This window comes from Hyalangium ruber, assembly GCF_034259325.1.
Classification (GTDB): Bacteria; Myxococcota; Myxococcia; order Myxococcales; family Myxococcaceae; genus Hyalangium_A; species Hyalangium_A rubrum.
On sequence record NZ_JAXIVS010000017.1, the window covers coordinates 199,225 to 225,276 of the forward strand.

The following is a 26,052-nucleotide window of genomic DNA, read 5'->3' on the forward strand; positions in this document are numbered from 1 at the left end:
TTTCCTACCTATCAGGAAGGGTGGAGGGCCGTCGAGCCGCTGCCTGCTCGCTTGGGCTTCGGGGTAGCGAATTCCCCGCGTGCCCCCTTCCGTGGCCACCTACCTATCACGTCGTTAATCAAATGGGGCTTTGGGTGCCTACCCGTTCCAGGACAGACCGCCGCTGGTCTCGGTGACACCCCAGGGCCTCTATTGCCCGCCGGGGGACTTCTATATCGACCCGTGGCGCCCGGTGGACCGGGCCCTCATCACCCACGCCCATGGCGACCACGCCCGGGGCGGCAGCCGGCGCTACCTCGGCGCCCGGGCCGGACAGGGGCTGCTGCGCAAGCGCCTGGGCGCGGACTCGGAGCTGGCCACGCTGGAGTACGGAGAGCGGCTCGCCGTGGGCGACGTCACGGTGAGCTTCCACCCCGCGGGCCATGTGCTCGGCAGCGCGCAGATCCGCATCGAGCACCGGGGCGAGGTGTGGATCGTCTCCGGCGACTACAAGCGCACGCCGGACCCCACCTGCACACCGTTCGAGGTGGTGCGCTGCGACACCTTCATCACCGAGGCCACCTTCGGGCTGCCCATCTACCGCTGGGATGACCCGCGCCTGGTGGCCGAGGACATCCTGCGCTGGTGGGACGGCAACCGCGAGGCGGGGCGTGCCTCGGTGCTGTTCTGCTACGCGCTGGGCAAGGCGCAGCGCATCCTCGGAGAACTCGCGCGGCTCACGGACCGGCCCGTGTTGATCCACGGCGCCGTGAATGGCCTGGTGGGCTGCTACCGCGAGGCGGGTGTGGCGATGGTGCCCACGCAGCTCGTTTCGGAGACGGAGAAGGGCGCCTCCTTCACGGGAGCGCTGGTGCTGGCACCGCCGAGCGCGGGCGGCTCCACGTGGATGCGCCGCTTCGGGGACGCGGCCACGGCATTCGCCTCGGGGTGGATGCGCGTGCGTGGCAACCGGCGCCGGCGCGGCTTCGACCGGGGCTTCGTGCTCTCGGACCACGCGGACTGGCCGGAGCTGCTCCAGACGGTGGAGGACACCCAGGCGAGCCGGGTGCTCGCCACCCACGGCTACAGCGAGCAGCTGGCGCGCTACCTGCGCGAGAAGGGGCTGGATGCCGCGCCGCTGTCCACCCCCTTCGAGGGCGAGGCGGAGGACTGAGCATGCGACGCTTCGCGGACCTCTATGACGCGCTGGACTCCACCACTTCCACCAACGCCAAGGTGGAGGCGATGGTGCGCTACTTCCGGGAGGCGCCTCCCCAGGACGCGGCCTGGGCCCTGTACTTCCTCACCGGCCGGCGCCTGAAGCGACTGCTCACGACCAAGGTGCTGGTGCAGTGGACGCAGGAGCTGACGGACATCCCCGACTGGCTCTTCGCCGAGGTGTACGCCTCCGTGGGGGACCTGGCGGAGGTCATTGCCCTGATGCTGGACCAGTACGAGCGCCCCGCCCTGCCGGAGGAGATGCCCCTGTCCTGGTGGCTGGAGCAGCGGCTATTGCCCCTGCGCGAGCTGGAGCCCGCCGATCAGCGTGAGCAGGTGCTGTCCTGGTGGAAGGTGCTGCCCCGCCGCGAGCTGTTCCTGCTCACCAAGCTGCTCACCGGAGAGCTGCGCGTGGGCGTCTCGGACACGCTGGTGGTGCGCGCCGTGGCTCAGGTGGCGGAGCTGCCGCCGGCCACCCTCTCCCACCGGCTGATGGGCACCTGGTCTCCCTCGCGTGAGTTCTTCGAGCAGCTGATCTCGCCCGATGTGTCGGACGGGGATGCGTCCCGCCCATACCCCTTCTATCTGGCCTCGCCGCTGGAGCAGCCGGCGGAGTCGCTGGGCGAGATGAAGGACTGGCTCATCGAGTGGAAGTGGGACGGCATCCGCGGCCAGCTCATCCGAAGAGCGGGCAGCGTGTACCTGTGGAGCCGAGGCGAGGAGCTCATCACCGAGCGCTTCCCGGAGATTACCCACGCCGCCGAGGCGCTGCCCGAGGGCACGGTGCTGGATGGAGAGGTGCTCGCCTACGAGAGCGGGAAGCCCCTGCCCTTCAGCCGGCTGCAGCGGCGCATCGGCCGACAGAAGCTGACGGCCAAGGTGCTCAGCGAGGCGCCCGCCACGTTCATCGCCTACGACTTGCTGGAGGAGCACGGAGAGGACCTCCGGGGAAAGCCCCTGCGCGAGCGCCGGGCACGACTGGAGGCCCTGCTGAAGGACAAACGCGGCTTCACCGTGTCGCCTCCGGTGGAGACCGACTCGTGGGAGGAGCTGGCCCTGCTGCGGCAGGAGTCGCGCGAGCGCAACGTCGAGGGCTTCATGCTCAAGCGCCTGGAGTCCACCTACCAGCACGGGCGCAAGCGCGGCGACTGGTGGAAGTGGAAGATCGATCCGTTCACCGTGGACGCGGTGCTGCTCTACGCGCACCCTGGGCACGGGCGCCGCTCCTCGCTCTACACGGACTACACCTTCGCCGTGTGGAACGGGCAGGACCTGCTGCCCGTGGCCAAAGCGTACTCGGGGCTCACCGACCAGGAGATCTCCAAGCTGGACCGGTGGATCCGCGCCCACACGCGCGAGAAGTTCGGTCCCGTCCGCTCCGTGTCCCCCGAGCAGGTCTTCGAGCTGCACTTCGAGGGAATCGCCTCCTCGCCTCGACACAAGTCGGGCATCGCCCTGCGCTTCCCGCGCATCGCCCGCTGGCGCCTGGACAAGAAGCCACAGGACGCCGACACCCTCGATCGCCTCAAGGAGTTGCTCCATGCCCAGCACTAGGCGCAAGGGGACCTCCCGGGCCAAGAAGCGCGGGGCCAGGCCCCTCGTCTCTGTCCCGAAGCCCGAGGGCAAGCCGCTCGACAGGCTCCGCGCCTGGTTCCGCGAGCGCGGATGGACGCCCTACCCCTTCCAGGAGCACGCATGGGAGGCCTACTCGCGCGGCGAGAGCGGGCTCATCCATGTCCCCACCGGCGCCGGCAAGACGTACGCCGCCTATATGGGTCCTCTGGCCGACGTGGCCGAGGGTGGACGCAAGGGGCTGCAGATCCTCTATGTGACGCCGCTGCGCGCCGTGTCCCGCGACATCGAGCTGGCCCTGAACGAGCCGCTGGCCGTGCTCGACGGGGATATCTCCGTGGAGAGCCGCACCGGAGACACCTCTTCCTCCGTGCGCCAGCGCCAGCGCGAGCGGCTGCCCGAGGTGCTCATCACCACCCCGGAGTCGCTCTCCCTGCTGCTCGCCGGTGAGCAGGCCTCCGAGCGCTTCGCGGGCCTGCGCGCCATCATCGTCGACGAGTGGCACGAGCTGCTGAGCACCAAGCGCGGCACGCAGATGGAGCTGGCCCTGGCGCGCTTGCGCCGCTTCGCCCCCACCGTGCGCACCTGGGCCCTGTCCGCCACCCTCGCCAACCTCGACCAGGCCGCGCGGGCCGTGGTGGGCCCGCTCACCACGCCCACCGTCCTGAGCGCAGACATCGAGCGCCCCATCGAGGTGAGCACGCTGCTGCCCGACAGCGTGGACAGCTTCCCGTGGGCCGGGCACCTCGGCTTCGCCATGCTGGAGAAGGTGGCGGCCTGGCTCGACCCGGCTCGCTCCACCCTCCTCTTCACCAACACCCGCTCCCAGGCGGAGCGCTGGTTCGAGGGCCTGCGCTTCGCCCGCCCCGAGTGGGAGCAGCAACTCGCCCTCCACCACGGCTCCATCGACCGCGAGGAGCGCGAGCGGGTGGAAGGAGGCCTCAAGGACGGCTCGGTGCGCATCGTCGTGTGTACCTCCTCGCTGGACCTGGGCGTGGACTTCGGCCCCGTGGAGCGCGTGGTGCAGGTGGGCAGCCCCAAGGGCATCGGCCGCTCCCTCCAGCGCGCGGGCCGCAGCGGCCACCGCCCCGGAGCCACGTGCCACCTGCTCTTCGTCCCCACCCACGCCCTGGAATTGGTGGAGATGGCCGCCGCGCGCGAGGCGCTCCAGCGTGGCGAGGTCGAGTCCCGCCTGCCCCTGAGCAAGCCGCTGGACGTGCTGGCCCAGCACCTCGTCACCTGCGCCATGGGCGGAGGCTTCACCCGCGAGGCCATGCGCGCCGAGGTGCGCGAGGCCACCAGCTACCAGGGCCTCACCGACGAGGAGTTCGAGTGGACGCTGGCGCTGGTGCGCGAGGGCGGCCCCACCCTCAAGGCCTACCCCGAGTTCCGCCGCGTGGTGGAGCACGAGGGCCGCTTCGTCGTCGCCGACGCGCGCATCGCCCGGATGCACAAGCTCAACATCGGCACCATCACCTCGGACGCCACGGTGCAGCTGCGCTACTGGAACGGCGCCCGCCTGGGCTCCATCGAGGAGTCGTACATCAGCCGGATGCGGCCCGGAGAGACGTTCCTCTTCGCGGGCAAGCGGCTGGAGTTCAGCCGCTTCAAGGACATGACGGCGTACGTGAAGCCCGCCAAGACCAAGCCCACGCAGACGCCGCGCTGGATGGGCAGCCGCCTGGCCATCTCCGGCTCGCTGGCCGCCGCCGTGCGCCGCACCCTGAACGGTGCTCGCCAGGGAGACGTCACCGCCGAGGAGCTTGCCGCCGCCTGGCCGGTGCTCGACACGCAGGCGAAGCTCTCACGCATCCCCGCCGAGGGCACCTGCCTCGCCGAGGAGTGCGAGACGCGCGACGGCTACCACCTCTTCCTCTACCCCTTCGAGGGGAGGCTGGTACACGAGGGCCTGGCGGCCCTGCTGGCGCTGCGCTTCACCCGCCTGCGCAAGGCCACCTTCAGCCTCTCGGTGAACGACTACGGCATCGAGTTCCTCTCGCCGGACTTCTTTCCTTATGAGGAGGTGCTGCGCCCCGCCCTCTTCACCCGCGAGCACCTGGTGGAGGACATCCTCGAGAGCGTCAACCTGAGCGAGCTGGCGCGGCGCCAGTTCCGGGACGTGGCGCGCGTGGCGGGGCTCATCCTCCCGGGGCTGCCGGGCGCCCGGAAGTCCACGCGCCAGGTCCAGGCCAGCGCCTCGCTGCTCTACGACGTCTTCCTCAAATACGACCCGGAGAACCTGCTGCTCACCCAGGCCAGACGCGAGGTGCTGGAGCAGCAGTTCGAGCAGAACCGGCTCACCGCCACCCTGGAGCGCCTGGAGCGCTCTCCCCTGGAGTTGGTCCACGTCCGGCGGCCCACGCCGCTGGCCTTCCCGCTCGTCGTCGAGCGCATCAGCGCGAGCCTCTCCAATGAGTCCCTCTTGGATCGGGTACAGCGCCTCAAGGAGCGATGGCAACGCGAGGATGCCAGGTCCGCCTGAGCGGAACGGAGCTGGAGCTGCTGCCCGAGCGGGGCCTGTACTGGCCTCGAGCCGGGCTGCTCGCCGTGGCCGACCTGCACTGGGGCAAGCCCGAGAGCTTCCAGCAGCACGGCATCCCCCTGCCCACCGGCGTGCTGGAGGACGACCTGAAGCGCCTGTCCCAAGCCCTGCACCGCACCGGGGCCCGGCGCCTGCTCCTCGTGGGAGACCTCATCCACTCCCGGCGCGGCATCACCCCCGCCGTCACCCAGCGCATCGCCACCTGGCGAGCAGGCCATGACGCCGTGGAGATGGTCCTGGTCCGAGGCAACCACGACCGGCACCTCAAGCTCCTGCCCCCCGAGTGGCGCATCGACGTCCAGGAGGAGCACACGGACGAGGGCCCCTTCCGCTTCGCCCACCACCCCGAACCCGCGACAGGCCGCTACCTCTGGGCCGGCCACCTCCACCCCGTGGTGCGCCTGCCCCTGGGCAAGGACCGGGTGCGCCTGCCCTGCTTCCACGTCGGGCCCGAGGTCGGCATACTCCCTGCATTCAGCGCCTTCACGGGGGGCGTGAACGTCACCCGGCGCCCGGGCGAGCGCATCTTCGCCATCGCCGACACCGCCGTGGTCGAGGTGTAGGTCCGTGAGTGCCTCCAAGCGCCGCCGCGTCCTCGACATCATCGCCACGGACTCCACCTTCGAGCGCGCCGACTTCCGGGGCCGCGAGGTGTGGCTCGGCAAGTGCCTGCACTGCAACGCCCACCTGATGGTGGACCTCACCGGCGAGCCCATCAGCCGGGCCACCATCGAGCACATCATCCCCCGGGTCCACGGCGGCACCGACTCCCTGGAGAACCTCGGCCTGGCCTGCGCCCGCTGCAACCAGGGCAAGGGCACCCGGCACGACCCCCGCTATCATAAGGATGCGCGCGCCCAGCAACTGGTGGCCCGCCTCCAGGAGCGCCGCCGCGAGCGCTGGCGGGACCCGGACGCCCCCGAGCCCGACTGAGAAAGCGCCCTGGCTGATGGGCCGCATCAAACCGGCTGCTGGTGGCTTCCCTTTCGAGCACTGCGCGCGCCGCTGATCGCCGCCGATTCACCGACGCTTCCGCTCGCCAGAAGCGCACTTCATCGCCCGAGCCCCTCTGCGCTGCACGTCGCGCGTGCCGCCGTGCTATTCGCCACCTCGCGGGTTTCTTGGGAAACGAAAGAAGGTTGACAGTGGGGAGTCGATGGTCGATGGTCCCGCGCCGCGTTGGGTCGGGTGCAGGAGGAGGGACCCGCCCTCGGCATCTCTTCAGGATTTGGTCGTCGACTGTGAACGTGATTGCCATGCCTCACGCACGCCTCGAGCGTCCCGCTGATCACATCGACGAGATGAACCCTCTTTGCCTCCCGCCGTGTGCCGTTGCCTCCCGGCGAGGCCTCTTTTCCTCCCTGTCGCGTCTCTGTGCTGTCCCCTGCTTGCCCCTGGTCCTGGTATGAGCGGCCCTCTCTTCCCTCGCTGGACGAATACGGTGTCGCGGGCTTCCGCCGCGGCACTCCTCGCCGTCCCCGCAATCGCGATCGGCGGCCTGATGGCGTACGTGCGCTCGCCTCACGTCACTGGCCAGCAGCGCCCCATCGAACAGCCGATCGAGTTCGATCACCGCCACCACGCCGGTGACGAACAGATCGACTGTCGCTACTGCCACTGGACGGTGGAGAACTCGCCCTCGGCGGGTATCCCCTCCACCACCGTGTGCATGTCCTGCCACGCGCAGGTCTGGAACAAGAGCCCGTACCTCACCGAGGTGCGCAAGGCCTTCTTCGCCGACCAGCCCATCCCCTGGGTGCGCGTCCACAACCTGCCGGACTTCGTCTACTTCAACCACTCCATCCACGTCGCCAAGGGCGTGGGCTGCGCCACCTGCCACGGCCGCGTGGACCAGATGGCCGCCATCGAGCAGCACTCGACGCTCACGATGAGCTGGTGCCTCGACTGCCACCGCAACCCCAAGCCGAACCTGCGGCCGCAGGAGTTCATCACCAGCATGACCTGGGCCCCGCCCGCTGACCCCCAGAAGGCTCACGAGCTCGGGGAGCAGCTGGCCAAGGACTACAACGTTCACTCGCGCACGAGCTGCACCACATGCCACCGATGATCCCGAAGAACGACGGCGCTCCGTCGCAGGACACTCCCTCCTCCTTCGCGCTCCCGGTGTATTCGGACCGGCCGGCAGCAGCACAGGAGCACGACCACGACCACGACCACCCGCACGCGCATGACGAAGTCGGCGCGGCGCTGGACCATGCCGCCTCGGCGGGCGTGGCCAACGAGGGTGGCTATGGCCGCACCTACTGGCGCAGCCTCGAGGAGCGGCTCGGCAAGCCCGAGTACCTCGAGACCGTGGGCCCCGAGTTCCCCGAGGGCGCGGACCTGCCGCCCACCGGCGTGGCCCGCCGTGAGTTCATGCAGCTCATCGGCGCCTCGCTGGCGCTGGCCGGCGCGACCGCCTGCAGCACGCGGCCCCCGGACGAGCGCCTGGTGCCCTTCACCAAGACGCCGCCGGAGCTCGCCCCCGGCAACCCGCTGCACTACGCCTCGGGCATGACGTTCGCCGGCCACACCTCCGGCCTGCTCATCACCGCCCGCGAGGGTCGCCCCGTCAAGGTCGAGGGCAACCCCCAGCACCCCATCAACCAGGGCGCCGCCGGTCCCTTCGAGCAGGCGTTCCTCATCTCCCTGTATGACCCGCAGCGCGCTCGCGTGCTGCGCCAGGGCAAGGCGCCGCGCTCGCTGCGCACGCTGGGTGAGGACATCTCCGCGCTGGTGAACAAGGCGACCGCCTCCGATGGTGGCGCCCGGCTGCGCTTCCTCACCGAGCCCCTCAACTCGCCGCTCATGGGGCACCTGCGCGACCGCATCCGCCAGAAGCTGCCCAGCGCGCGCTTCCACAGCTACGCGCCCATCACCCAGGACCCCTCCCTCGAGGCGGCCCAGGCGGTGTTCGGCCAGCCGCTGACCGCGCTCTACGACTTCACCAACGCGGACGTCATCCTCTCGCTGGACGCGGACTTCCTCGAGGCCCGCCCGGCCAACCTCGCCTACGCGCGCCAGTTCGCCGACCGCAGGGATGACGCGAAGAACCTCAACCGCCTCTACGTGGCGGAGACGCGCTACTCCATCACCGGCGGCATGGCGGACCACCGCCTGCGCGTGAAGTCCCAGGAGATCTTCGGCCTGGCCGCCGCCGTGGCCCAGGCCCTGGGTGGCGCGGCCGCGGGTGCGGCGGGTGCCGCCGCTTCCAAGGCTCCCGTGCCGGCCACCGCCCAGAAGTGGGTCGAGGCCATCGTGGGTGACCTGCGCGGCGCCGCGGGCCGCAGCGTGGTGCTGGCCGGTGAGCGCCAGCCCGCCGCGGTGCATGCCCTGGCCTACGCCATCAACGTGGCGCTGGGCAACGTGGGCAAGACGGTGCGCTTCGTGCCGACCACCACCGAGCCCGCGGGCTTCGCCAGCGTCCGTGAGCTGGCCGAGGACATCAAGGCCGGCCGCGTGGACACGCTGGTCATCACCGCCTTCAACCCGGTGTACTCGCTGCCGGTGGACGCGGGCCTGGCCGACGCGCTGGACCCCGCGAAGAACCCCAACCGCACGAAGCTGTCGGTCCTCTACACCTCGCTCTACGAGGACGAGACCTCCGCGCTGACCGACTGGTTCGTTCCGGCCGCCCACCAGCTCGAGACGTGGAGCGATGGTCGCTCCGTCGATGGCACCGTCTCCATCGCCCAGCCGCTCATCCAGCCGCTCTTCAACGGCGTGCCGGAGTCCGAGCTGCTGGCGCTCTTCCTGGACGAGCCCTTCCGCCCCTCCTACCAGCTGCTGCGCGACTTCTGGCGCGGCCAGCCGCAGGCGGCCGGGGACTTCGAGTCCAAGTGGGAGACGCTCGTCTCCGAGGGCATCATCGCCGGCACCACCGCCGCCGCCGTGGAGGCCGCGGGCAACCCGGACGGCGCCACCGCCCTCATCAACGCCTACACCCCGCCCCAGCCGGTGGCCGCCGGCCAGTTCGAGATCAACTTCGTCGCCGACTACAAGGTCTTCGACGGACGCTTCGCGAACTCCGCCTGGCTGCAGGAGCTGCCGGACCCCATCACCAAGCTCGTCTGGGACAGCCCGGCCCTCATCAGCCCCAAGTCGGCCGAGGAGCTCAAGGTCGAGGTCGGCGATGTGGTGGAGCTGAGCTACGGCGGCCGCAAGCTGGAGGTCCCCGTGTGGATCCTCCCCGGCCACGCCGATGGCGCCATCACCCTGCCCCTGGGCTACGGCCGCACCGGCCTGCACGAGACGTCCGCCAAGGACATCGGCTTCAACGCCAACCTGCTGCGCAGCGTGAACGCGCCCTGGTTCGACAGCGGCGCCACCGTCACCAAGACGCGCAAGACGCACAAGCTCGTGTCCACCCAGCAGCACTGGAGCACGGCCGGCCGTCCCGTGGCCCTGGACTTCACGCTGCAGGAGTGGGGCAACCGGGACAACAAGTCCATCAAGCCCCACGACAACCCGGCCTTCACCGCCCTGCACCGCACCCGCGGGGACCTGGACGCGCCGGGCAACCGCTACAACAACCTGCCCCCCTTCCCGTACCCGAAGGACGAGTACAAGTGGGGCATGGCCATCGACCTGTCGCGCTGCACCGGCTGCGCCGCGTGCGTGGTGGCTTGCCAGGCCGAGAACAACATCCCGGTGGTGGGCAAGGACCAGGTGGCCCGCAGCCGTGAGATGCAGTGGCTGCGCATCGACCGCTACTTCACCGGCCAGGGCATCTTCGAGGGCGGCTACGCCAACAAGGCCTCGCCGGACGCGGATCCGCAGATCGTCATGCAGCCGGTGATGTGCGTCCACTGCGAGAAGGCGCCCTGCGAGTACGTCTGCCCGGTGAACGCCACCGTCCACTCGGACGAGGGCCTCAACGAGATGGTGTACAACCGCTGCGTCGGCACGCGGTACTGCTCCAACAACTGCCCCTACAAGGTCCGCCGGTTCAACTACCTGCACTACTCCAAGGGCAAGACGCCCACGGAGAAGATGCTGATGAACCCGGACGTCACGGTCCGCAACCGCGGCGTGATGGAGAAGTGCACCTACTGCGTCCAGCGCATCGAGCGGGTGCGCATCAGCGCCCGCGTCGAGAACCGCCCCATCACCTTCGAGGACAGGGACGGCAAGCAGCGCGGCGAGCTGCAGACGGCCTGCCAGCAGACGTGCCCCACCCGAGCCATCACCTTCGGCTCGCTCAATGACGACGCGGCCCGCGTCACCGCTCTGCACACCGACGAGCGCTACTACAAGCTGCTGAACGAGCTGGGCACCCAGCCGCGCACCGCTCACCTGGTGCGCCTGCGCAACCCGAATCCCGCCCTGGCTCAAGCGCCCAAGGCGCACGAAGGAGAGCACTGACCATGGCCGAGACCGCTGCCAACGCCGCGCTCGATCCGCTCGAGCCTCGGCATCTCGTCCCGCCGCACCACGACGACAGGACGCTGAACGACACCCTGCTGGACTACGTCTGGCAGAAGCCCGGCAAGGGCTGGTTCATGTTGTTCGGCTGCACCCTGTCGGCCCTCGGCCTGCTGGTCATCGGCGTGACGTACACGCTGATCAACGGCATCGGCGTGTGGGGCAACAACCAGCCGGTGGGTTGGGCCTTCGACATCATCAACTTCGTCTGGTGGGTGGGTATCGGCCACGCCGGTACGCTCATCTCCGCCATCCTCCTGCTCTTCCAGCAGAAGTGGCGCACCAGCATCAACCGCTTCGCCGAGGCGATGACGCTGTTCGCGGTGATGTGCGCGGGCCTCTTCCCGCTCTTGCACACCGGCCGTCCTTGGTTCGCCTTCTGGCTCTTCCCGTACCCCAGCACCCTGGGCGCGTGGCCGCAGTTCCGCTCGCCGCTGGTGTGGGACGTGTTCGCCATCTCGACCTACCTCACGGTGTCGGCGCTGTTCTGGTACGTGGGCCTGATTCCGGACCTGGCCGCGCTGCGTGACTCGTCGAAGACGAAGCTCCAGCGCGTGCTCTACGGCATGTTCAGCCTCGGCTGGCGTGGCTCGGGCCGTCACTGGCACAACTACAAGATCGCCTACCTGCTGCTGGCCGGCCTCTCCACGCCGCTGGTGGTCTCGGTGCACACGATCGTGTCCTTCGACTTCGCCGTGTCGCTGCTGCCCGGCTGGCACGCGACGATCTTCCCGCCCTACTTCGTGGCCGGCGCCGTGTTCTCCGGTTTCGCCATGGTCATCACCCTCATCGTCCCGGCCCGCAAGTACATGGGCCTGCGCGATGTGATTACCGACCGGCACCTGGAGAACATGAACAAGGTCATCCTCGCGACGGGCCTCATCGTGTCCTACGGGTACATGATGGAGCACTTCATCGCCTGGTACTCGCAGAGCCAGTTCGAGATCTGGACCTTCTACGTGAACCGCGCCCGGGGCCCCTACGCCGGCGTGTACTGGCTGATGATCGCCTGCAACGTGATTACGCCGAACATCTTCTGGTTCAAGAAGTGCCGGACCAGCATCCCCATCATGTGGGTGGCCTCCATCATGGTGAACATCGGCATGTGGTGCGAGCGCTTCATCATCATCGTCACCTCGCTGCACCAGGACTTCCTGCCCTCGGCGTGGGACATGTACAGCCCCACCTGGGTGGACTGGTCCATCTACATCGGCACGCTGGGCCTGTTCGGCACGCTCTTCCTGCTGTTCCTCAAGTTCATCCCCGCGGTGGCCATCAGCGAGGTGAAGGAGCTGCAGCTGGAGCTCAAGCATGCCGCCCACCACCACGGTGAGCACGGCGCGGAGACCGCCGCCGCCGGCACCCTCACCCACGGAGCCCACTAGCCATGGACACCCCGGTTCTCGATAGCTGGGTGCTGGCCGAGTTCGCCACGCCCGACGCCCTGGTGAAGGCCACCAACGAGATGCGTCTCAAGGGCTTCCAGGGAATGGACACCTACTCCCCGTACCCGCTGCACGGCGGGTCCGAGGCGCTGGGTCTGCCGCCCTCGAAGGTGCCCTTCATCGCCCTGGGCGGTGGCATCACCGGCGTCTGCACCGCCCTGGCCATGCAGACGTTCATGAACACCATCGACTACCCCATCAACGTGGGTGGTCGTCCGCTGCTGAGCTTGCCGGCGTGGATCCCCATCACCTTCGAGCTGGGGGTGCTCATGGCGGCGTTCGGTATCTTCTTCGGGTTGCTGGGCCTCAGCCGGCTGCCGCAGCCCTACCACCCGGTGTTCGAGCACGAAGCGTTCCGCAGCGCCTCCACGCACGGCTTCTGGCTGAGCGTGCCGGCGACGGTGGGAGTCAATGTGCAGGACGCCACCAAGCAGCTCGAGTCCCTGGGCGCCACCCAGGTGACCGTCGTCACGGGAGAGAAGGAATGAGGTGGCTCATCCCCGCCGTGGGGCTCGCGACCCTCACTGGCTGCGAAATCCCCTCGGAAGTCCTCCATCGCATGGAGGACCAGTCCAAGTACGAGTACTACGAGGCCTCGGAGTTCTGGGCCGACGGGCGCTCCATGCGCACGCCGCCCGAGGGCACCATCCCGCGCGAGCGGCTGGTGGGTGACCCGGGGCTGACGACGGGCCGTGTTGGGGCTCAGTTCGTCAACGCCTTCCCCCAGGCCATTCCGGTGGACAAGGCCCTGCTGCAACTGGGGCAGAAGAAGTACAACATCGTCTGCTCGCAGTGCCACGGCGTGCTCGGCGACGGTAACAGCGTCGTCGCGGAGAACATGGGCCTGCGCCTGCCTCCGTCGCTGCTGGAGCTGTCGAGCAAGCCTACCGGCCACTTCTACGCCGCCATCAACGAGGGCTACGGCGTCATGCCGTCCTTCAGCGGCGAGCTGAACACCCGGGAGCGCTGGGCCGTGGTCGCCTACGTGCGCGCGCTCCAGTCCGCTCGCGCGGGCGGCGCGCAGCCCCTTCCTCAGGAGAACCGATGATTTCCGTGGAGCGTTACACCGGAACGCCCAAGCTCATGCCGCTGGCGGGCGGCCTGGGCATCCTCGGCCTGGTGCTGACGGCCGTCGGGGCCTTCATTGGCGGCGAAGAGGGCGCTCGCGCCGCTTCGCACAGCTACCTCATCGCCTTCGTGTACTGGGTGGGCATCTCCGTGGCCGCCCTGCTCATGGTGGCCATCTTCCACACGGCCAAGGCCAAGTGGATGACGGTGCTGCGCAGGGCCATGGAGACGATGGCCATCTCGGTGCCCATCTTCGCCCTGCTCTTCGTGGGCGTGGCCCTGGGCCTCAAGCACCTCTACCCCTGGGTGCCCGGCGCGGACGCGCGGCTCCTGGAGGGCTTCAACGAGGTGGAGCTCGAGCACCTGAGCCACAAGCAGCACGGCTACCTGAACGTGCCCTTCTTCGCCGTGCGCCAGCTCATCTACTTCGGCGTGTGGACGTTCGTCAGCCACCGCCTGCACTCCTGGAGCACGCGGCAGGACGAGGTGGGTGAGCTCGCACTCACCGTCAAGGCGCGCATGTTCTCCCCGGGTTCCCTACCCTTCCTTGCGCTCACCATTACTTTCGCTGCTTTCGACTGGATGATGAGCCTCACGCCGCTCTGGCAGTCGACCATCTTCGGCGTCTATTACTTCGCCGGCAGCTTCCTGGCCGCCTTCTGCGTGCTGACGATCGTGACGGTGAACGCTCAGGGCAAGGACCTCTACGGCAACCTGGTGACACCGGCTCATTTCCACAACCTGGGCAAGCTGATGCTCGCCTTCACCGCGTTCTGGGCCTACATCGGCTTCTCCCAGTTCATGCTCATCTGGATCGCCAACATCCCGGAGGAGGCGCCCTGGTACAACCTGCGCATCTTCGGCGGGTGGCGGAACATGTCCATCGCGATCTTCTTCCTGCACTTCCTGCTTCCGTTCGGCATCCTGCTGTCGCGCAACCTGAAGCTGCAGCCGCGCAAGCTGGCGGTGGTGGCCGTGTACCTGCTGGTCATCCACGCGGTGGACCTGTACTGGCTCATCTGGCCGGCCTTCAACCAGAGCGGCCCGTCCTTCCACTGGACGCTCATCACCGCCTTCGTGGGCGTGGGCGGCACCTCCGTGGCCTTCGCGCTGTACCGCATCCGCGGCAAGTACACGGTGCCGGTGAAGGACCCGTACATCTCTGAGTCCCTGAGGTACGTGCAGCCATGAAGAAGACCCAGGTGGAGCAGGAGTCGCGCGTCATCGTCGGCGCGCATGGCGTGGCGGCCGAGGAGGACCATCTGGTCCTCTCCAAGGTCATCCAGGTGGGCATCATCTCGCTGGTCATCTTCATCGTCGGCGGCATCTGGGCCTGGCGCATTCAGGTGGCCACCGAGAACGCGATTCTCCCCGACGGCCCTCCGGGCAAGCCGGCGGCGATGGGGCAGTACGAGATCGGCATCGTCAACCAGCGCCTCTTCGACCAGGACTTCCACGCCGAGGAGAAGATCCGCGGCCAGCACGAGGCCCTGAAGAACGGCACGGGCGAGCAGGGCGCCGCCGCGCTCACGCCGATCGACCAGGCCATGGAGCGCGTCATCGCCGACGCGAAGCGGCCCCCTCCGCCTCCTCCGGCCCCGGCCCCCGCGCCGGAGACGCCCCCCTCCCCTACCCCCACGCCTCGCTAGCCTGACCTCGATTCAGATGTCCCCCTCCCTCTCCACTCTCACCCGGCTCGCCGGGTCCGCTCTGGCGGTGCTGGTGCTGGTCGCCACGGCGCCGGCCTTCGCGCTGCCGGGCGGTGGCATTACCCCGCGCCCCATCACCGAGGCGGTCAGCAACGCCGAACTGCCTCCGCAGCTGGCCGGGGTGGACGTGGAGGAGCACATCGGCGAGCCGCTGCCGCTGATGGCGCGCTTCACGGACGAGGAGGGCAACGAGGTGACGCTGGGCCAGGTCCTCCCCAAGGACAAGCCCACGCTGGTGACGCTGGTGTATTACGACTGCCCCATGCTCTGTAACCTGGTGCTCAACGGCCAGGTGAGCGCCATGCGCGAGCTGGGGCTGGAGCTGGGCAAGGACTACGAGGCCGTCACCGTCAGCATCGACCCGAAGGACACTCCCGCCCAGAGCAAGCACCGGCGCCTGCGCCAGCTGCAGGCCATGGGCAAGCCGGAGACGGCGCCCTGGCGCTTCCTCACCGGCAACGAGGAGAACATCCGCAAGCTCGCCGACGCCGTGGGCTTCAAGTACACCTACGACGCGGCCACCAAGCAGTATGCCCACCCCGCCGTGGTACACGTCACCACGCCCGAGGGCAGCATCTCCCGGTACCTGTACGGCACCACGTTCCCCGCCAAGGACATGAAGCTGGCGCTGCTCGAGGCGGCCGGCGGACGGGTGGGCACCAGCTTCGACCGCATCGTTTTGTCCTGCTTCAAGTATGACACCGCCTCGCGGCGGTACGGCTTCTACATCTTCGGGTTCATCCGCACGGGAGGGATGCTGGTGTTCCTGGCCCTCTCGGGGATGTTGATTTACTTCTGGAGGCGCGAGCTGAAGAAAGGCGCTGTGGCATGAGCGATATTGCCAATAAAATCCTCTTCCTCCCGGAGCGCGCGTCGACGTTCGCGGAAAGAATCGACGTCCTCCACTACTTCGTCGTCGGCACCACCATGGTGATGTCGGCGGGCGTGGGTCTGGCGGCGTTGTTCTTCTTCTTCCGCTTCCGCCGGCGCACGCCCAACCAGACCACCGAGTACGTGGTCCCCTCACTGAAGACGGAGTTCCTCTTCGTCTCGGTGCCCCTCGTGTTCTTCCTGGCGTGGTTCGCCATCGGCTTCCGGGACTTCGTGTGGGTGACCACGCCTCCCAAGGACGCGATGGACGTCTACGTGATGGGCAAGCAGTGGATGTGGAAGTTCGCCTATCCGGAAGGCCCCAACGGGGTGAACGTGCTGCACGTGCCGGCCAACCGCCCGGTGCGTCTGCTCATCACCTCGCGGGACGTGCTGCACTCCTTCTACGTGCCGGCCTTCCGCATCAAGATGGACGCCCTGCCGGGTCGCTACACGCAGATCTGGTTCGAGGCGACCAAGCCGGGCACCTACCAGGTGCTCTGCACCGAGTACTGCGGCCTGTCCCACTCGAAGATGCTGGCCGAGGTGGTCGTCCTCGCGCCGGAGGACTTCGAGGAGTGGATGAAGGAGCAGAACCGCGGCCGGCTGCAGAACCGCCAGGACGCGCTGGCCGACACCTCGCTGGTGCCGCCCGTGGCGCGCATGGTGGAGCAGGGCCAGAAACTGGCCGGCACGCAGGGCTGCTTCAAGTGCCACTCGGTGGACGGCGCTCCGCACATCGGCCCCACCTTCCTGGGCATGTATGACCGGAACGAGAAGCTCGCCGACGGACAGACGATCCGCGTGGACGAGGCCTACATCACCCAGTCGATGATGGACCCGGGTGCGCACCTGGTGTCCGGCTACCAGAACGTGATGCCCACGTTCCAGGGCAAGCTGCAGGGCCCAGAGACGGCCGCCATCGTCGAGTACATCAAGTCGCTGCGCACCGCGAACGTCCGCGAGGGCGCCTCGGAGGGACCCGCTTATGACCCCGTCCAATAGCACCACCGCCGAGGGTGCCCTGCCCGCGCAGGACCCTCACCATGGCGATCATCACGCCCACCCGAGCTACCTGGTCGACGGCACGACCATCAAGTCGTGGCTGCTCACGGTGGACCACAAGCGCATCGGGCTCATGTACCTGGGCGCCGTGCTGTTCTTCTTCCTGATCGGCGGCATCTTCGCGATGTCGATCCGGCTGGAGCTGCTCACGCCGGGCCCGACGGTCATGGACGCCATGACGTACAACCGGGCGTTCACGCTGCATGGCATCATCATGATCTTCTTGTTCATGATCCCTGCCATCCCGGCGGCGTTCGGCAACTTCGTGCTGCCGCTGATGCTGGGGGCCAAGGACGTGGCCTTCCCCAAGCTGAACCTGGCCAGCTTCTACATCTACATGACGGGCGCGCTGTTCGCCGTGTGGGGCATGCTCAACGGCGGCCTGGACACGGGCTGGACGTTCTACGCGCCCTACAGCACGCACACGACGACGACGGTGGCGCCGGTGCTCTTCGGCGCCTTCATCATCGGCTTCAGCTCCATCGCCACGGGCCTGAACTTCATCGTCACGGTGCACACCATGCGTGCGCCGGGCATCACCTGGTTCAAGCTGCCGCTGTTCGTGTGGGCCGCCTACGCCACCAGCTGCATCCAGGTGCTGGCCACCCCCGTCATCGGCCTGCTGATGCTGCTGGTCATCGGTGAGAACCTGTTCAACATCGGCATGTTCGACCCGGCGCGCGGCGGCGACCCGGTGCTCTTCCAGCACCTGTTCTGGTTCTACAGCCACCCGGCCGTGTACATCATGGTGCTGCCCTCGTTCGGAGTGATGAGCGAGATCGTCGCCACCTACAGCCGCAAGAACATCTTCGGCTACCGCGCAGTGGCCTACTCCTCGATTGGCATCGCGTTCGTGGGCTTCTTCGCCTGGGGCCACCACATGTTCGTGTCGGGTCAGTCGACCTTCGACGCGGGCGTGTTCGGCGTGCTGACCATGCTGGTGGGCGTGTTCACCGCCATCAAGGTCTTCAACTGGGTGGGCACCGTCTACAAGGGCGCGGTGGACTTCAAGACGCCGTTTGCCTACTTCTGCGGCTTCCTGTTCTTCACGGTGTTCGGCGGCATGACGGGCATCGCGCTGGGCACCACGTCGCTGGACATCCCCTGGCACGACACCTACTTCGTGGTGGCGCACTTCCACTTCATCATGGTGGGCGCGACCATCATGGGCTTCCTGGCGGCGCTGCACTACTGGTTCCCGAAGATGTTCGGGCGCATGTACCACGAGGGGTGGGGCCTGGTGTCCGCGGCGCTCATCATCCTGGGGTTCAACGCCACGTTCATCCCCCAGTTCCTGCTGGGCAACGCGGGTATGCCCCGGCGCTACTATGACTACCCGGAGCGCTTCCAGGCGCTGAACGTGGCCTCCACGGCGGGCGCCTCGCTGCTGGCCTTCGGCTTCATCATCATCGCCATCTACCTGACGCACGCGCTGGTGTACGGCCGGGCGTCGGGCAAGAACCCGTGGCGCAGCAAGGGCTACGAGTGGACGAGCGAGTCGCCGCCGCCGACGCACAACTTCGTGGGCCCGCAGCCCACCTACCCGGAAGAGCCGCACTTCTACGTGGATCCGAAGAAGGCCGAGGTGCCCGATGCAGTCTAGTGCTCACCCCGCGGGAGCGGGGCCCGTTCCCCGGCTGGCGGGCCACTTCGCCTCGCTGGAGGTCCAGAACCACGCGGCCCGCCTGGGCATGTGGTTGTTCCTGTCGACCGAAGTGCTGCTCTTCGCCGGTCTGTTCGCCTGCTACGCCTGCTACCGCTTCCTGTTCCCGGAGGCGTTCGCCGAGGCCAGCCGGAGCCTGGACCTGGTGATGGGCACGGTGAACACCGTGGTGCTCATCACCTCCTCGCTCACGGCGGCGCTCGCCGTGCATTACGCGAAGGAGGGCAAGAACAACCTGGTGGCGTTGATGTTCACGCTCACCCTGGTCATGGCCGCCGCGTTCCTCGTCATCAAGGGCTTCGAGTACAGCCACAAGATCCACGACGGCGCGCTGCCGGGTAAGTACTACCACTACGCGAAGATCCAGACCGCCGGAGCCCCCATCTTCTACACGGTCTACTTCATGGCCACGGGGCTCCACGCCTTCCACGTCACCATCGGTATGGGCGTGCTGCTGTGGCTGACGATTCGGGCCGTGCGCCAGAAGAACTTTGGCCCCAACAACTATGTCGCGGTCGAGCTGGGCAGCATGTACTGGCACCTCGTCGACCTGGTGTGGATCTTCCTCTTCCCCCTGCTGTACCTCATCTAGGAGCCGCGCATCATGTCCGTGGCCAACGAGTCCCGCTCGGAAGAGCACAACATGCAGGAGCACCACGGTTCAGGTCGTTACTGGATCGTCTGGGGTGCGCTCCTCATCTTCACCATCATCACGGTGGTGACGGGCCGCATGCACCTGCCGGACTTCGGCCTGCTGCTGGCGCTCGTCATCGCCACCGTGAAGGGCACCTTGGTGCTGCTGTTCTTCATGCACCTGGTGGACCACAAGGGAGCCAACCGCCTGGTCATCGGCGTGTCGGTGCTCTTCGTGGTGCTGATGATCATCGCCCCGATGGCGGACTTCGCCACCCGCTTCCGTGGCGCCAACCCGCCGGGCTCGCACCTGAGCGATCTGCCGGACCTGAACTTCCCGCCGCACAAGCAGCCAGCGTCCACGCACGGTGGCCAGCTCAAGCCGCCCGACACGCACCCGTAGTTCGCTTCAGGTCCGCAAGCTGTCTCCGCGCGGCGCCGAGGGTCTCCCCGGCGCCGCGTGGCGTCTGCGGGGTGGCTAGAAGGCCACCTCGACGCTGGCCGAGAGCGCCGTGTCGGTGGAGACCTTCCCCACCGGAGGCGCGCTGTCGTAGGTGATGATCAGGCTGGTGCCCAGCGAGAGGGACTCCGTCAGCCGGGCCGACAGCTTGGAGGTGCTGTTGAAGAGCAGGCGCGACTCGCCGAGCACGTTCGGCACCGCCTCCGCCTCCTCGGTGAAGATGATGTCCTTGGAGAGGCCGTAGCCCAGCGAAATGCCCACGCGCGGACCTCCGAGGTCCACGTCCGGCAGGTCCATCCGGGTGGGGTAGTACTGGAAGCGCGTCTCGCGGAAGTAGCGGAAGGCCAGGTCCGTGCGCAGCCAGGTAGAGCGCCCCTGCTCGTCCTTCTCGTCCCACCAGCTGATGCCCGCGCCGGCCTCGCCGATGCCGCGTGCCTCCACGCTCTTGATGTGGTCCGTCTCCGCGCCCGCCAGCAGGTAGCCGCTCACCACCTTGGTGAAGCGTCGGTCTCCTCGCACCTGGGCGGCGGCGGCGAGCGCCACCACCTGCGTGCGCTCCTCCTCCGTCTCGGTGGCCGGAAGGCGGCTGCGGCCGTACACCGCCTGCAGCTTGGCGGAGTAGATCCACTGGCGCGTCTTGCGCTCGGCGGACGCCAGGCCGTTGAAGGTCAACGTCGAGGCATTGCCCGACAGGGCGATGAGTCCCAGGCCCACGGTGCCCTTCCAGGGGTCCTCCTTCGGGGCCTCGTCCTTCTTCGCCTCCGCGGCGGGGGCGGCCGGCGCGGCGGGAGCAGCCGGAGGCGGCTGGGTGAGGGACTGGCTCAGGCGCTCGGCGGCGTCGGCCATGCGGGCGCTGGCCTCGGCGGCCTTCTCGGCGGCGGCGGCGGCCTTCTCGGCGGCGGCGGCGGCTCGCTCGGAGGCGGCGTCCGCGGCGGTGGAAGCGGGAGGAGCAGGAGTCTGGGTCTGGAGCGAGGTAGCGATGAGGAATGCGGTCAACATGTGCGAATCATCCAGTGAGGAGCCACCCCGACTGCCGGAGTAGCGTGAGCGACTGACGCGCCAGGAGGCCATCCGTTGCGGAGGGGTTGGCGACATTGTCGCGCAGGCCTTTTACTCTGAGTCCTGGGCGCTCGCCGCCCTTTTGGAGGGAACCGCCATGAAGCTCGCCCCCTTGGCTCTGCTGTCCGTGCTGCTGCTTCCCGGCGCCTCCATGGCCCAACGGCGCATCACCGCCCCCGTGGACATCGCCGTCGGCCCCGCCGCCTTCCTCTTCTTCGGGCCGGTGTTCGAGGATCAGCCCATCCACACCGGGTTGAAGATCTCCGTGGAGGCGGTGCTCGACAAGGAGTGGCTGAAGAAGAACCAGGCCCTCATCCCCCGCAGCCAGCGCCGCCGGCTCTCGGGCATCAGCGAGATTCGCTACGCGCCCGGCGTCGTCAAGCTCATCCCCGACAGCATCATCATCTCGCCGAAGTACCGGGACACGGGCATGTATGGCGCCACGTGGAAGCCGCTGGGCTTCGGCCTCGGGCTCACGCCCAGCCCGGTGCGCCTGTCCCTCGATGCGGGGTTGATCCTCACGTACGCGTATCTGTTCTCGGACCGGCTGCCGGACACGCACTTCCTGCGGCCGGGGCTTCAGCTCGGCGCGGATCTCGAGTTCCAGATCAGCAAGAGCTTCCTCGTCAGCTTCGGGTGGGCCTCGGCGCTGTACGTCCCCCAGAAGCTGGGCACCTTCAACGAGATCAAACCGCTGGATGCCTCCATCTTCCACGTGGGACAGGCGTACATGCTGCTCCACTTCCGCGTCCCGGTCACCGTCAGCCTGTGAGCCATGCGCCTCGTCCTCGCCACTGACGCCCAGAGGTACGAGCGGGACCTCGTCAACTACCCCGCCTGGGGGCCGCCCCTCACCGTGGAGGGCTACGTCACGCGTGAGTACCGGCTGCGCTCCCACCCCTGGGCCCAGGCGGAGCTGAAGACGTGGCTGCTGTGCGCGGACAACCAAGAGGTGCTCGCCTCGTGCGAGACGTACCGCACCGACAGCTTCCTGCGCGCCGCCGACGGCTCGCTGGAGGCCGGGGACAGCTACGCCATCGCCAGCGTCTTCACCGAGGAGCGGCTGCGTGGGAAGGGCCATGCCACCCGGCTGATGGACCTCCTGGCCTCGGAGCTCGAGCGTGCCTCGCCCCGCGTCCACAGCGCACTGCTCCTCTCGGATGTGGGCGCCCCGCTCTACCGCCGCTCTGGCTACCGGGAGACGCCGGCGTGGGACTGGCGCTTCGAGCCGGAGCCCGGCGAGCCCTCCGAGGGGGTGGACCGGCTGTTGCCGGAGACGGAGATGGGCTCCGCGCTCGCGCGCATGCGAAGGCCCGAGGTGCCCTTCTTCTACTGGCCCACCCCCGCGCAGCTCGACTGGCACCTGGAGCGGGAGCGCATCTACTCGGAGCTGCTGCCGCGCCCTCGCCCCGAGGCCAACGGCGCCACGGCGGGTGAGTCCACCGCGCTCTGGTACATGGTGGGCAAGAGCAGCACCCTGATGGTCTTGATGTTCGACGCGCGCACGCCGGAGGCGGCGGCCGCGCTGCTGCGGTCCGCCCGGCGCGTGGCCCACCGCGCGGGCCTGTCGCGCGTGGTGCTGTGGGAGGAGCCCGCGGCGGCGCCACTGCTGGCCGGTGTTCCAGGCGCGGTGCGCGAGGCACGGGAAGGCTCGCTGCCCATGTTGCGCTCCCTGCGGCCGGGCCTGGCGCTGGCGGAGGCTACGCCTATCCCCCGGGCCCTCTGGGTCTAGGGCCGGCTGCGGTTAGGATGGGGGCATGGCCAAGCGCATCCGGATCATCGAGGGCACGTGGAACTGCACCTCGTGTGACACGAAGGGCATCCTCGCCCGGCACAAGAAGTGCCCCACCTGCAACAACCCGCGCGAGCTGACGGGCAAGGAGTCCGAGTTCGACTTCGGGGGCACGGATGCGGCCACGGGCAAGTCCCTGCGCGAGGGCGTCAACGATGAGAAGGCCCTGGAGATGGCCAACGCCGGGGCGGACTGGTTCTGCGCTTATTGCGGCGCCTCCAACCGGGGCGACCAGACGGCCTGCAAGCACTGCAGCGCCGAGCGCACGGGGGACGCCAAGGCCCTGAAGGAGGAGGCCGATCCCGGCATGCCTCCGCCCCAGCCCCCGCGCCAGCAGCCTCCGCCGCCCGCGAAGCCTCCGAAGAAGGGGCTGGGCAAGGTCGGCATGGTGCTCATCGGCATCCCGGTCTTCTGCTGCTTCACCACGCTGGTGTTCGGCTGGTGGGGCTCCCAGACACACGACTACACAGGCCAGGTCACGAACACCGAGTGGCGGCGCACCGTGTTCCAGGAGCGCTTCACGGCGGTGACGAAGCAGGGCTGGCAGGATGAGCTGAAGAACCAGGCGCCGCGCATGCCCGTCAACGGCGCGGGCGAGGTGGCGGGCGTGGAGAACGTTCGCGGCTGTGTCTCGCGCCAGCGCGGCACCCGGAAGGTGGCGGACGGCACCGAGCGCGTGTGCCGGACGAAGTCACGCAAGGTGGCCTGCGGCACCGAGGAGAAGTGCCGCACGCGCGACAAGGGCAACGGCTTCAAGGAGGAAGTCTGCGAGGACGTGACGAAGTACTGCAGCGAGTCCTACGAGGACTGCGACAACGAGACGCGCTACCGCAACGAGCCGGTCTACGCCCAGCAGTGCAGCTATGACACGTACGAGTGGAAGGAGCTGGGGCGCAAGGACGCCGCGGGCGGGGACGGAGAGCCTCCGCGCTGGCCGGAGCTGTCGGTGAGCGCGGCCGACCGCCTGCGCCGCGAGGAGAAGTACACCGTCCACGTCGAGTACGAGGACGACGGCAAGAAGCAGAACACCTATGAGCCCAAGACCGAGCAGGAGTACCTCGGTTGGAAGAAGGGCCAGCAGGTGTCCGTCAAGGTGGACAACTTCGGAGAAGTGAAGCAGGTGCTTCCGCGTTGAGCGGTGTGACGCCTCCTGGCGTCACCTGGAGCCGAGCCCATGGAATGCACCCGCTGTGGCGCCTGCTGCGTGGCGCCGGACATCGCCGCGCTGGACAAGCCGCTGGGGATGCGCTGCCCGCACCTCAGCGCCGACAACCTGTGCTCCGTCTACGAGCGCAGGCCCCAGGTCTGTCGGGACTATGGAGCCGACGAGGTGTGCCGCTTGATTGAAGCGCCCACGCTGGAGGAGCGCGTCCACAAGTACCTGGCCCTCTTTGGCCTCACCGCCGAGGCCGAGGCGACGCGCGAGAAGGGCTGTACCTCCATGCGCCGGGCCCGCGGCGGAGCGTGAACCGGCGGGCAATTGCCCCTCCGGACGACCCGCCAGGCACTTGTCTCGCCGAGCCCCTGGCGCTATCGCCGCTCCGTGCGCTTCCAACCGAACGAGCCCTTCACTCCCGCCGCCGGCCTGGCCTCTCCGCACTCGCAGACCATCTACGCCGCGCTCGTGCGCCCCTCCCGCGCGCCCCTGGTGCGCCGCGAGCGGCGCGAGCTGCCCGATGGGGACTTCGTCGACCTGGACACCTTCGATGGCGCGCCCGGGTCGCCGCACGTCCTGGCGCTCCATGGGCTGGAGGGCTCCTCCAAGGCAGGCTACGTCACCGCCATCCTCCGCGGCGCCGCCGAGCGGGGCTGGGGCGCCACCGCCCTCAACTTCCGCTCCTGCAGCGGCGAGCCCAACCGCCTGGCGCGCTCCTACCACTCGGGAGAGATCGGCGACGCGCTCGCGGTGATGAAGTACCTGCGCACCCGGATCACCGGACCGCTGTACGCGGTGGGCTTCTCCCTGGGCGCCAACGTGCTTTGCCGGCTGCTGGAGGAGACAGGCGCGGAGGCTCCCGTGGCCGCCGCGGCCTCCGTGAGCGCGCCGTATGACCTGGACGCCTGCTGCCGCAAGCTGGATCGGCCCGGCCCCTTCCAGCGCCTCTACCGAGACCGCTTCCTGCGCACGCTCAAGCACAAGGGCCGCGAGAAGCTGCGGCGCTTTCCGGGCGCCTTCGATCGCAAGGCCATGGAGGCCGCGCACACCATCCGCGCCTTCGATGACTCCGTCACCGCGCCGTTGCACGGCTTCCGGGACGCGGCCCACTACTACGCGGAGGCGTCCTCCGGGCCTCGACTCCACGCCATCCAGCGGCCCACGCTGCTGCTGAGCTCCTGCGATGATCCGATGTTGGAGGAGCCCGTCATCCCGCCCCAGGCCTCGAGCAATCCGCACCTGAGCATCGTGCTCACCGAGCGGGGAGGCCACGTGGGCTTCGTCTCGGGCCGCATGCACTCGCCGCGATTCTGGGGCGAGGCCCAGGTGCTCGCGTTCTTCGATGCGGTGAACGCCGCTCAGCCGAAGTAGACGATGAAGCCCAGCTTCGCCGACGGCATCGTGTAGTAGAAGCGGCCGCCCTGAGCTCCCTCGGTGCCGAGGCGCTCCAGGAAGGGCTCCGCCATGCCGCGCACGTCCGGCACATCCACCTGCACCCAGCTCAGCCCGCCGCGCAGGAAGAACATGTAGCGCTCGGGCCTACCGAACTCGATGCCCAGGTGCGTGCTCGCGTAGGAGTAGCCCACGCGTTCCATCGAAGGTGTGGGTGGCAGCGACGTGTCCGCCATGCGCCGCGTCAGCTTCTCCACGTCTCCGCAGAGCGCGTGCCCCACCTCGAATGAAGCGCTGGGTGTGAGCCAGCCTTTCAGGGGTAACAACGTCAGGCCCGCTCGGCCTCCCAGGCGGATGCCGTTGTGCGTGGCGCCCACGTGCAGCCGCACGTGCCTCGATGGACGGAACGCCGCCGACAGCCCTGCCCCTCCCGGTACTCCCGCATCCAGCAGCAGCCCAAGAGGTGCCAGCCGCTCCGGGTCCTGCGTCCTGCGGGTGACCTCCGAAGGCTGCGCCGCCGCCGTTCCCCCGAGCAGGAGCCCCGCAACTCCTAGCGTGACCGCCGCCCTCATGCCCACGACCCTCCCCCCAAAGACCAGGACAGCCGGCCCCGGCAGGTGCTTGACCTACCGGGAACCGGCTCTTCCGTCCCGCCACTCGCCCTTACCCCCGAGCCGTTCCAACCCGGCGTGTTGCCACGAGGTGCTTCCGCCGTGCCTTCTCGCCCGTCCTCGACCGACCCCATCCCCACCACGGTACCGCTACGCCCCACCACCCCACGCCGCCCGACCCGCCCTGCCCGCCGCCCGACCCGCCGTACCGCCCGCCCTACCCGCCCGACCCACTCCACCCGCCCCGCACCGCCCAACTCCCCCGTACCGCCCCACACCGTACTGCCCCGTACTGCCCCGTACCGCCCCGACCCCGCCGCCCTACCCCGTACTGCCCCGTACCGCCCCAACCCCACCGCCCTGCCCCGTACTGCCCCGTACTGCCCCGTACCGC

24 protein-coding genes are annotated in these 26,052 nt (G+C 68.7%); 22 read left to right on the forward strand and 2 right to left on the reverse strand.

Annotated features, from left to right (window positions below; all coding sequences use genetic code 11):
* Positions 1-130: 130 nt before the first annotated feature.
* The 17 genes from SYV04_RS37220 (at position 131) to SYV04_RS37300 (ending at position 19,591) form a co-directional block, all read left to right on the forward strand.
* Positions 131-1,153: a ligase-associated DNA damage response exonuclease gene (locus SYV04_RS37220; protein WP_321550799.1), complete on the forward strand. Its 1,023-nt coding sequence runs from the start codon at positions 131-133 to the stop codon at positions 1,151-1,153.
* 2 nt (positions 1,154-1,155) lie between these two features.
* Positions 1,156-2,751, forward strand: coding sequence for an ATP-dependent DNA ligase (locus SYV04_RS37225; protein ID WP_321550800.1), 1,596 nt, complete (start codon positions 1,156-1,158; stop codon positions 2,749-2,751).
* Entirely contained in the window at positions 2,738-5,251 is a 2,514-nt protein-coding gene (locus tag SYV04_RS37230; protein WP_321550801.1) for a ligase-associated DNA damage response DEXH box helicase, read from the forward strand. The genes SYV04_RS37225 and SYV04_RS37230 overlap by 14 nt, the downstream gene beginning before the upstream one ends.
* Positions 5,221-5,874, forward strand: a complete 654-nt coding sequence (gene pdeM, locus SYV04_RS37235; RefSeq protein WP_321550802.1) for a ligase-associated DNA damage response endonuclease PdeM — start codon at positions 5,221-5,223, stop codon at positions 5,872-5,874. Before SYV04_RS37230 ends, pdeM begins: the two co-directional genes overlap by 31 nt.
* Positions 5,875-5,878: 4 nt before the next feature.
* Positions 5,879-6,244 carry an HNH endonuclease gene (locus tag SYV04_RS37240; protein WP_321550803.1) on the forward strand — a complete coding sequence of 122 codons (366 nt, stop codon included), beginning with the start codon at positions 5,879-5,881 and terminating at the stop codon, positions 6,242-6,244.
* 472 nt (positions 6,245-6,716) lie between these two features.
* Positions 6,717-7,379, forward strand: coding sequence for a cytochrome c3 family protein (locus SYV04_RS37245; RefSeq protein WP_321550804.1), 663 nt, complete (start codon positions 6,717-6,719; stop codon positions 7,377-7,379).
* On the forward strand, positions 7,376-10,675 hold the full coding sequence (locus SYV04_RS37250; RefSeq protein WP_321550825.1) for a TAT-variant-translocated molybdopterin oxidoreductase: 3,300 nt from the start codon (positions 7,376-7,378) through the stop codon (positions 10,673-10,675). The genes SYV04_RS37245 and SYV04_RS37250 overlap by 4 nt, the downstream gene beginning before the upstream one ends.
* Before the next feature lie 2 nt (positions 10,676-10,677).
* The gene (nrfD, locus tag SYV04_RS37255) at positions 10,678-12,120 is read left to right on the forward strand and encodes an NrfD/PsrC family molybdoenzyme membrane anchor subunit (RefSeq protein ID WP_321550805.1); all 1,443 of its coding nucleotides are present in this window, start codon (positions 10,678-10,680) and stop codon (positions 12,118-12,120) included.
* 2 nt (positions 12,121-12,122) lie between these two features.
* The gene (locus SYV04_RS37260; RefSeq protein WP_321550806.1) at positions 12,123-12,668 is read left to right on the forward strand and encodes a DUF3341 domain-containing protein; all 546 of its coding nucleotides are present in this window, start codon (positions 12,123-12,125) and stop codon (positions 12,666-12,668) included.
* The gene (locus tag SYV04_RS37265) at positions 12,665-13,228 is read left to right on the forward strand and encodes a c-type cytochrome (RefSeq protein ID WP_321550807.1); all 564 of its coding nucleotides are present in this window, start codon (positions 12,665-12,667) and stop codon (positions 13,226-13,228) included. Before SYV04_RS37260 ends, SYV04_RS37265 begins: the two co-directional genes overlap by 4 nt.
* Positions 13,225-14,439: a hypothetical protein gene (locus SYV04_RS37270; RefSeq protein ID WP_321550808.1), complete on the forward strand. Its 1,215-nt coding sequence runs from the start codon at positions 13,225-13,227 to the stop codon at positions 14,437-14,439. Before SYV04_RS37265 ends, SYV04_RS37270 begins: the two co-directional genes overlap by 4 nt.
* A complete protein-coding gene (locus tag SYV04_RS37275; RefSeq protein WP_321550809.1) occupies positions 14,436-14,897 on the forward strand; it encodes a hypothetical protein in 462 nt (153 codons plus the stop codon). The genes SYV04_RS37270 and SYV04_RS37275 overlap by 4 nt, the downstream gene beginning before the upstream one ends.
* Positions 14,898-14,913: 16 nt before the next feature.
* Positions 14,914-15,789, forward strand: coding sequence for an SCO family protein (locus SYV04_RS37280; protein WP_321550810.1), 876 nt, complete (start codon positions 14,914-14,916; stop codon positions 15,787-15,789).
* Complete coding sequence (coxB, locus tag SYV04_RS37285; RefSeq protein WP_321550811.1) at positions 15,786-16,832, forward strand: cytochrome c oxidase subunit II; 1,047 nt, start codon at positions 15,786-15,788, stop codon at positions 16,830-16,832. Before SYV04_RS37280 ends, coxB begins: the two co-directional genes overlap by 4 nt.
* The gene (locus tag SYV04_RS37290; protein WP_321550812.1) at positions 16,816-18,495 is read left to right on the forward strand and encodes a cytochrome c oxidase subunit I; all 1,680 of its coding nucleotides are present in this window, start codon (positions 16,816-16,818) and stop codon (positions 18,493-18,495) included. The genes coxB and SYV04_RS37290 overlap by 17 nt, the downstream gene beginning before the upstream one ends.
* Positions 18,485-19,147 (forward strand): cytochrome c oxidase subunit 3 family protein, encoded by a 663-nt coding sequence (locus SYV04_RS37295; protein ID WP_321550813.1) that lies wholly within the window; start codon positions 18,485-18,487, stop codon positions 19,145-19,147. The genes SYV04_RS37290 and SYV04_RS37295 overlap by 11 nt, the downstream gene beginning before the upstream one ends.
* Positions 19,148-19,159: 12 nt before the next feature.
* Complete coding sequence (locus SYV04_RS37300) at positions 19,160-19,591, forward strand: cytochrome C oxidase subunit IV family protein (protein WP_321550814.1); 432 nt, start codon at positions 19,160-19,162, stop codon at positions 19,589-19,591.
* A gap of 75 nt (positions 19,592-19,666) precedes the next feature.
* Here SYV04_RS37300 and SYV04_RS37305 read toward each other — a convergent pair whose 3' ends face one another.
* Positions 19,667-20,647 carry a DUF481 domain-containing protein gene (locus SYV04_RS37305; protein WP_321550815.1) on the reverse strand — a complete coding sequence of 327 codons (981 nt, stop codon included), beginning with the start codon at positions 20,645-20,647 and terminating at the stop codon, positions 19,667-19,669.
* 157 nt (positions 20,648-20,804) lie between these two features.
* On the opposite strand from SYV04_RS37305, the gene SYV04_RS37310 reads away from it, so the two are divergent.
* The 5 genes from SYV04_RS37310 (at position 20,805) to SYV04_RS37330 (ending at position 25,026) form a co-directional block, all read left to right on the forward strand.
* Positions 20,805-21,479, forward strand: coding sequence for a hypothetical protein (locus SYV04_RS37310; RefSeq protein WP_321550816.1), 675 nt, complete (start codon positions 20,805-20,807; stop codon positions 21,477-21,479).
* Between the two features lie 3 nt (positions 21,480-21,482).
* On the forward strand, positions 21,483-22,439 hold the full coding sequence (locus SYV04_RS37315) for a GNAT family N-acetyltransferase (protein WP_321550817.1): 957 nt from the start codon (positions 21,483-21,485) through the stop codon (positions 22,437-22,439).
* A 25-nt stretch (positions 22,440-22,464) separates the two neighbouring features.
* Entirely contained in the window at positions 22,465-23,634 is a 1,170-nt protein-coding gene (locus tag SYV04_RS37320; RefSeq protein ID WP_321550818.1) for a hypothetical protein, read from the forward strand.
* Between the two features lie 39 nt (positions 23,635-23,673).
* Positions 23,674-23,967, forward strand: coding sequence for a YkgJ family cysteine cluster protein (locus SYV04_RS37325; RefSeq protein WP_321550819.1), 294 nt, complete (start codon positions 23,674-23,676; stop codon positions 23,965-23,967).
* A gap of 75 nt (positions 23,968-24,042) precedes the next feature.
* On the forward strand, positions 24,043-25,026 hold the full coding sequence (locus SYV04_RS37330; protein ID WP_321550826.1) for a hydrolase: 984 nt from the start codon (positions 24,043-24,045) through the stop codon (positions 25,024-25,026).
* Here the strand turns inward: SYV04_RS37330 and SYV04_RS37335 are convergent.
* Positions 25,014-25,619 carry a hypothetical protein gene (locus SYV04_RS37335; protein ID WP_321550820.1) on the reverse strand — a complete coding sequence of 202 codons (606 nt, stop codon included), beginning with the start codon at positions 25,617-25,619 and terminating at the stop codon, positions 25,014-25,016. The genes SYV04_RS37330 and SYV04_RS37335 overlap by 13 nt on opposite strands.
* Positions 25,620-26,052: the final 433 nt, after the last annotated feature.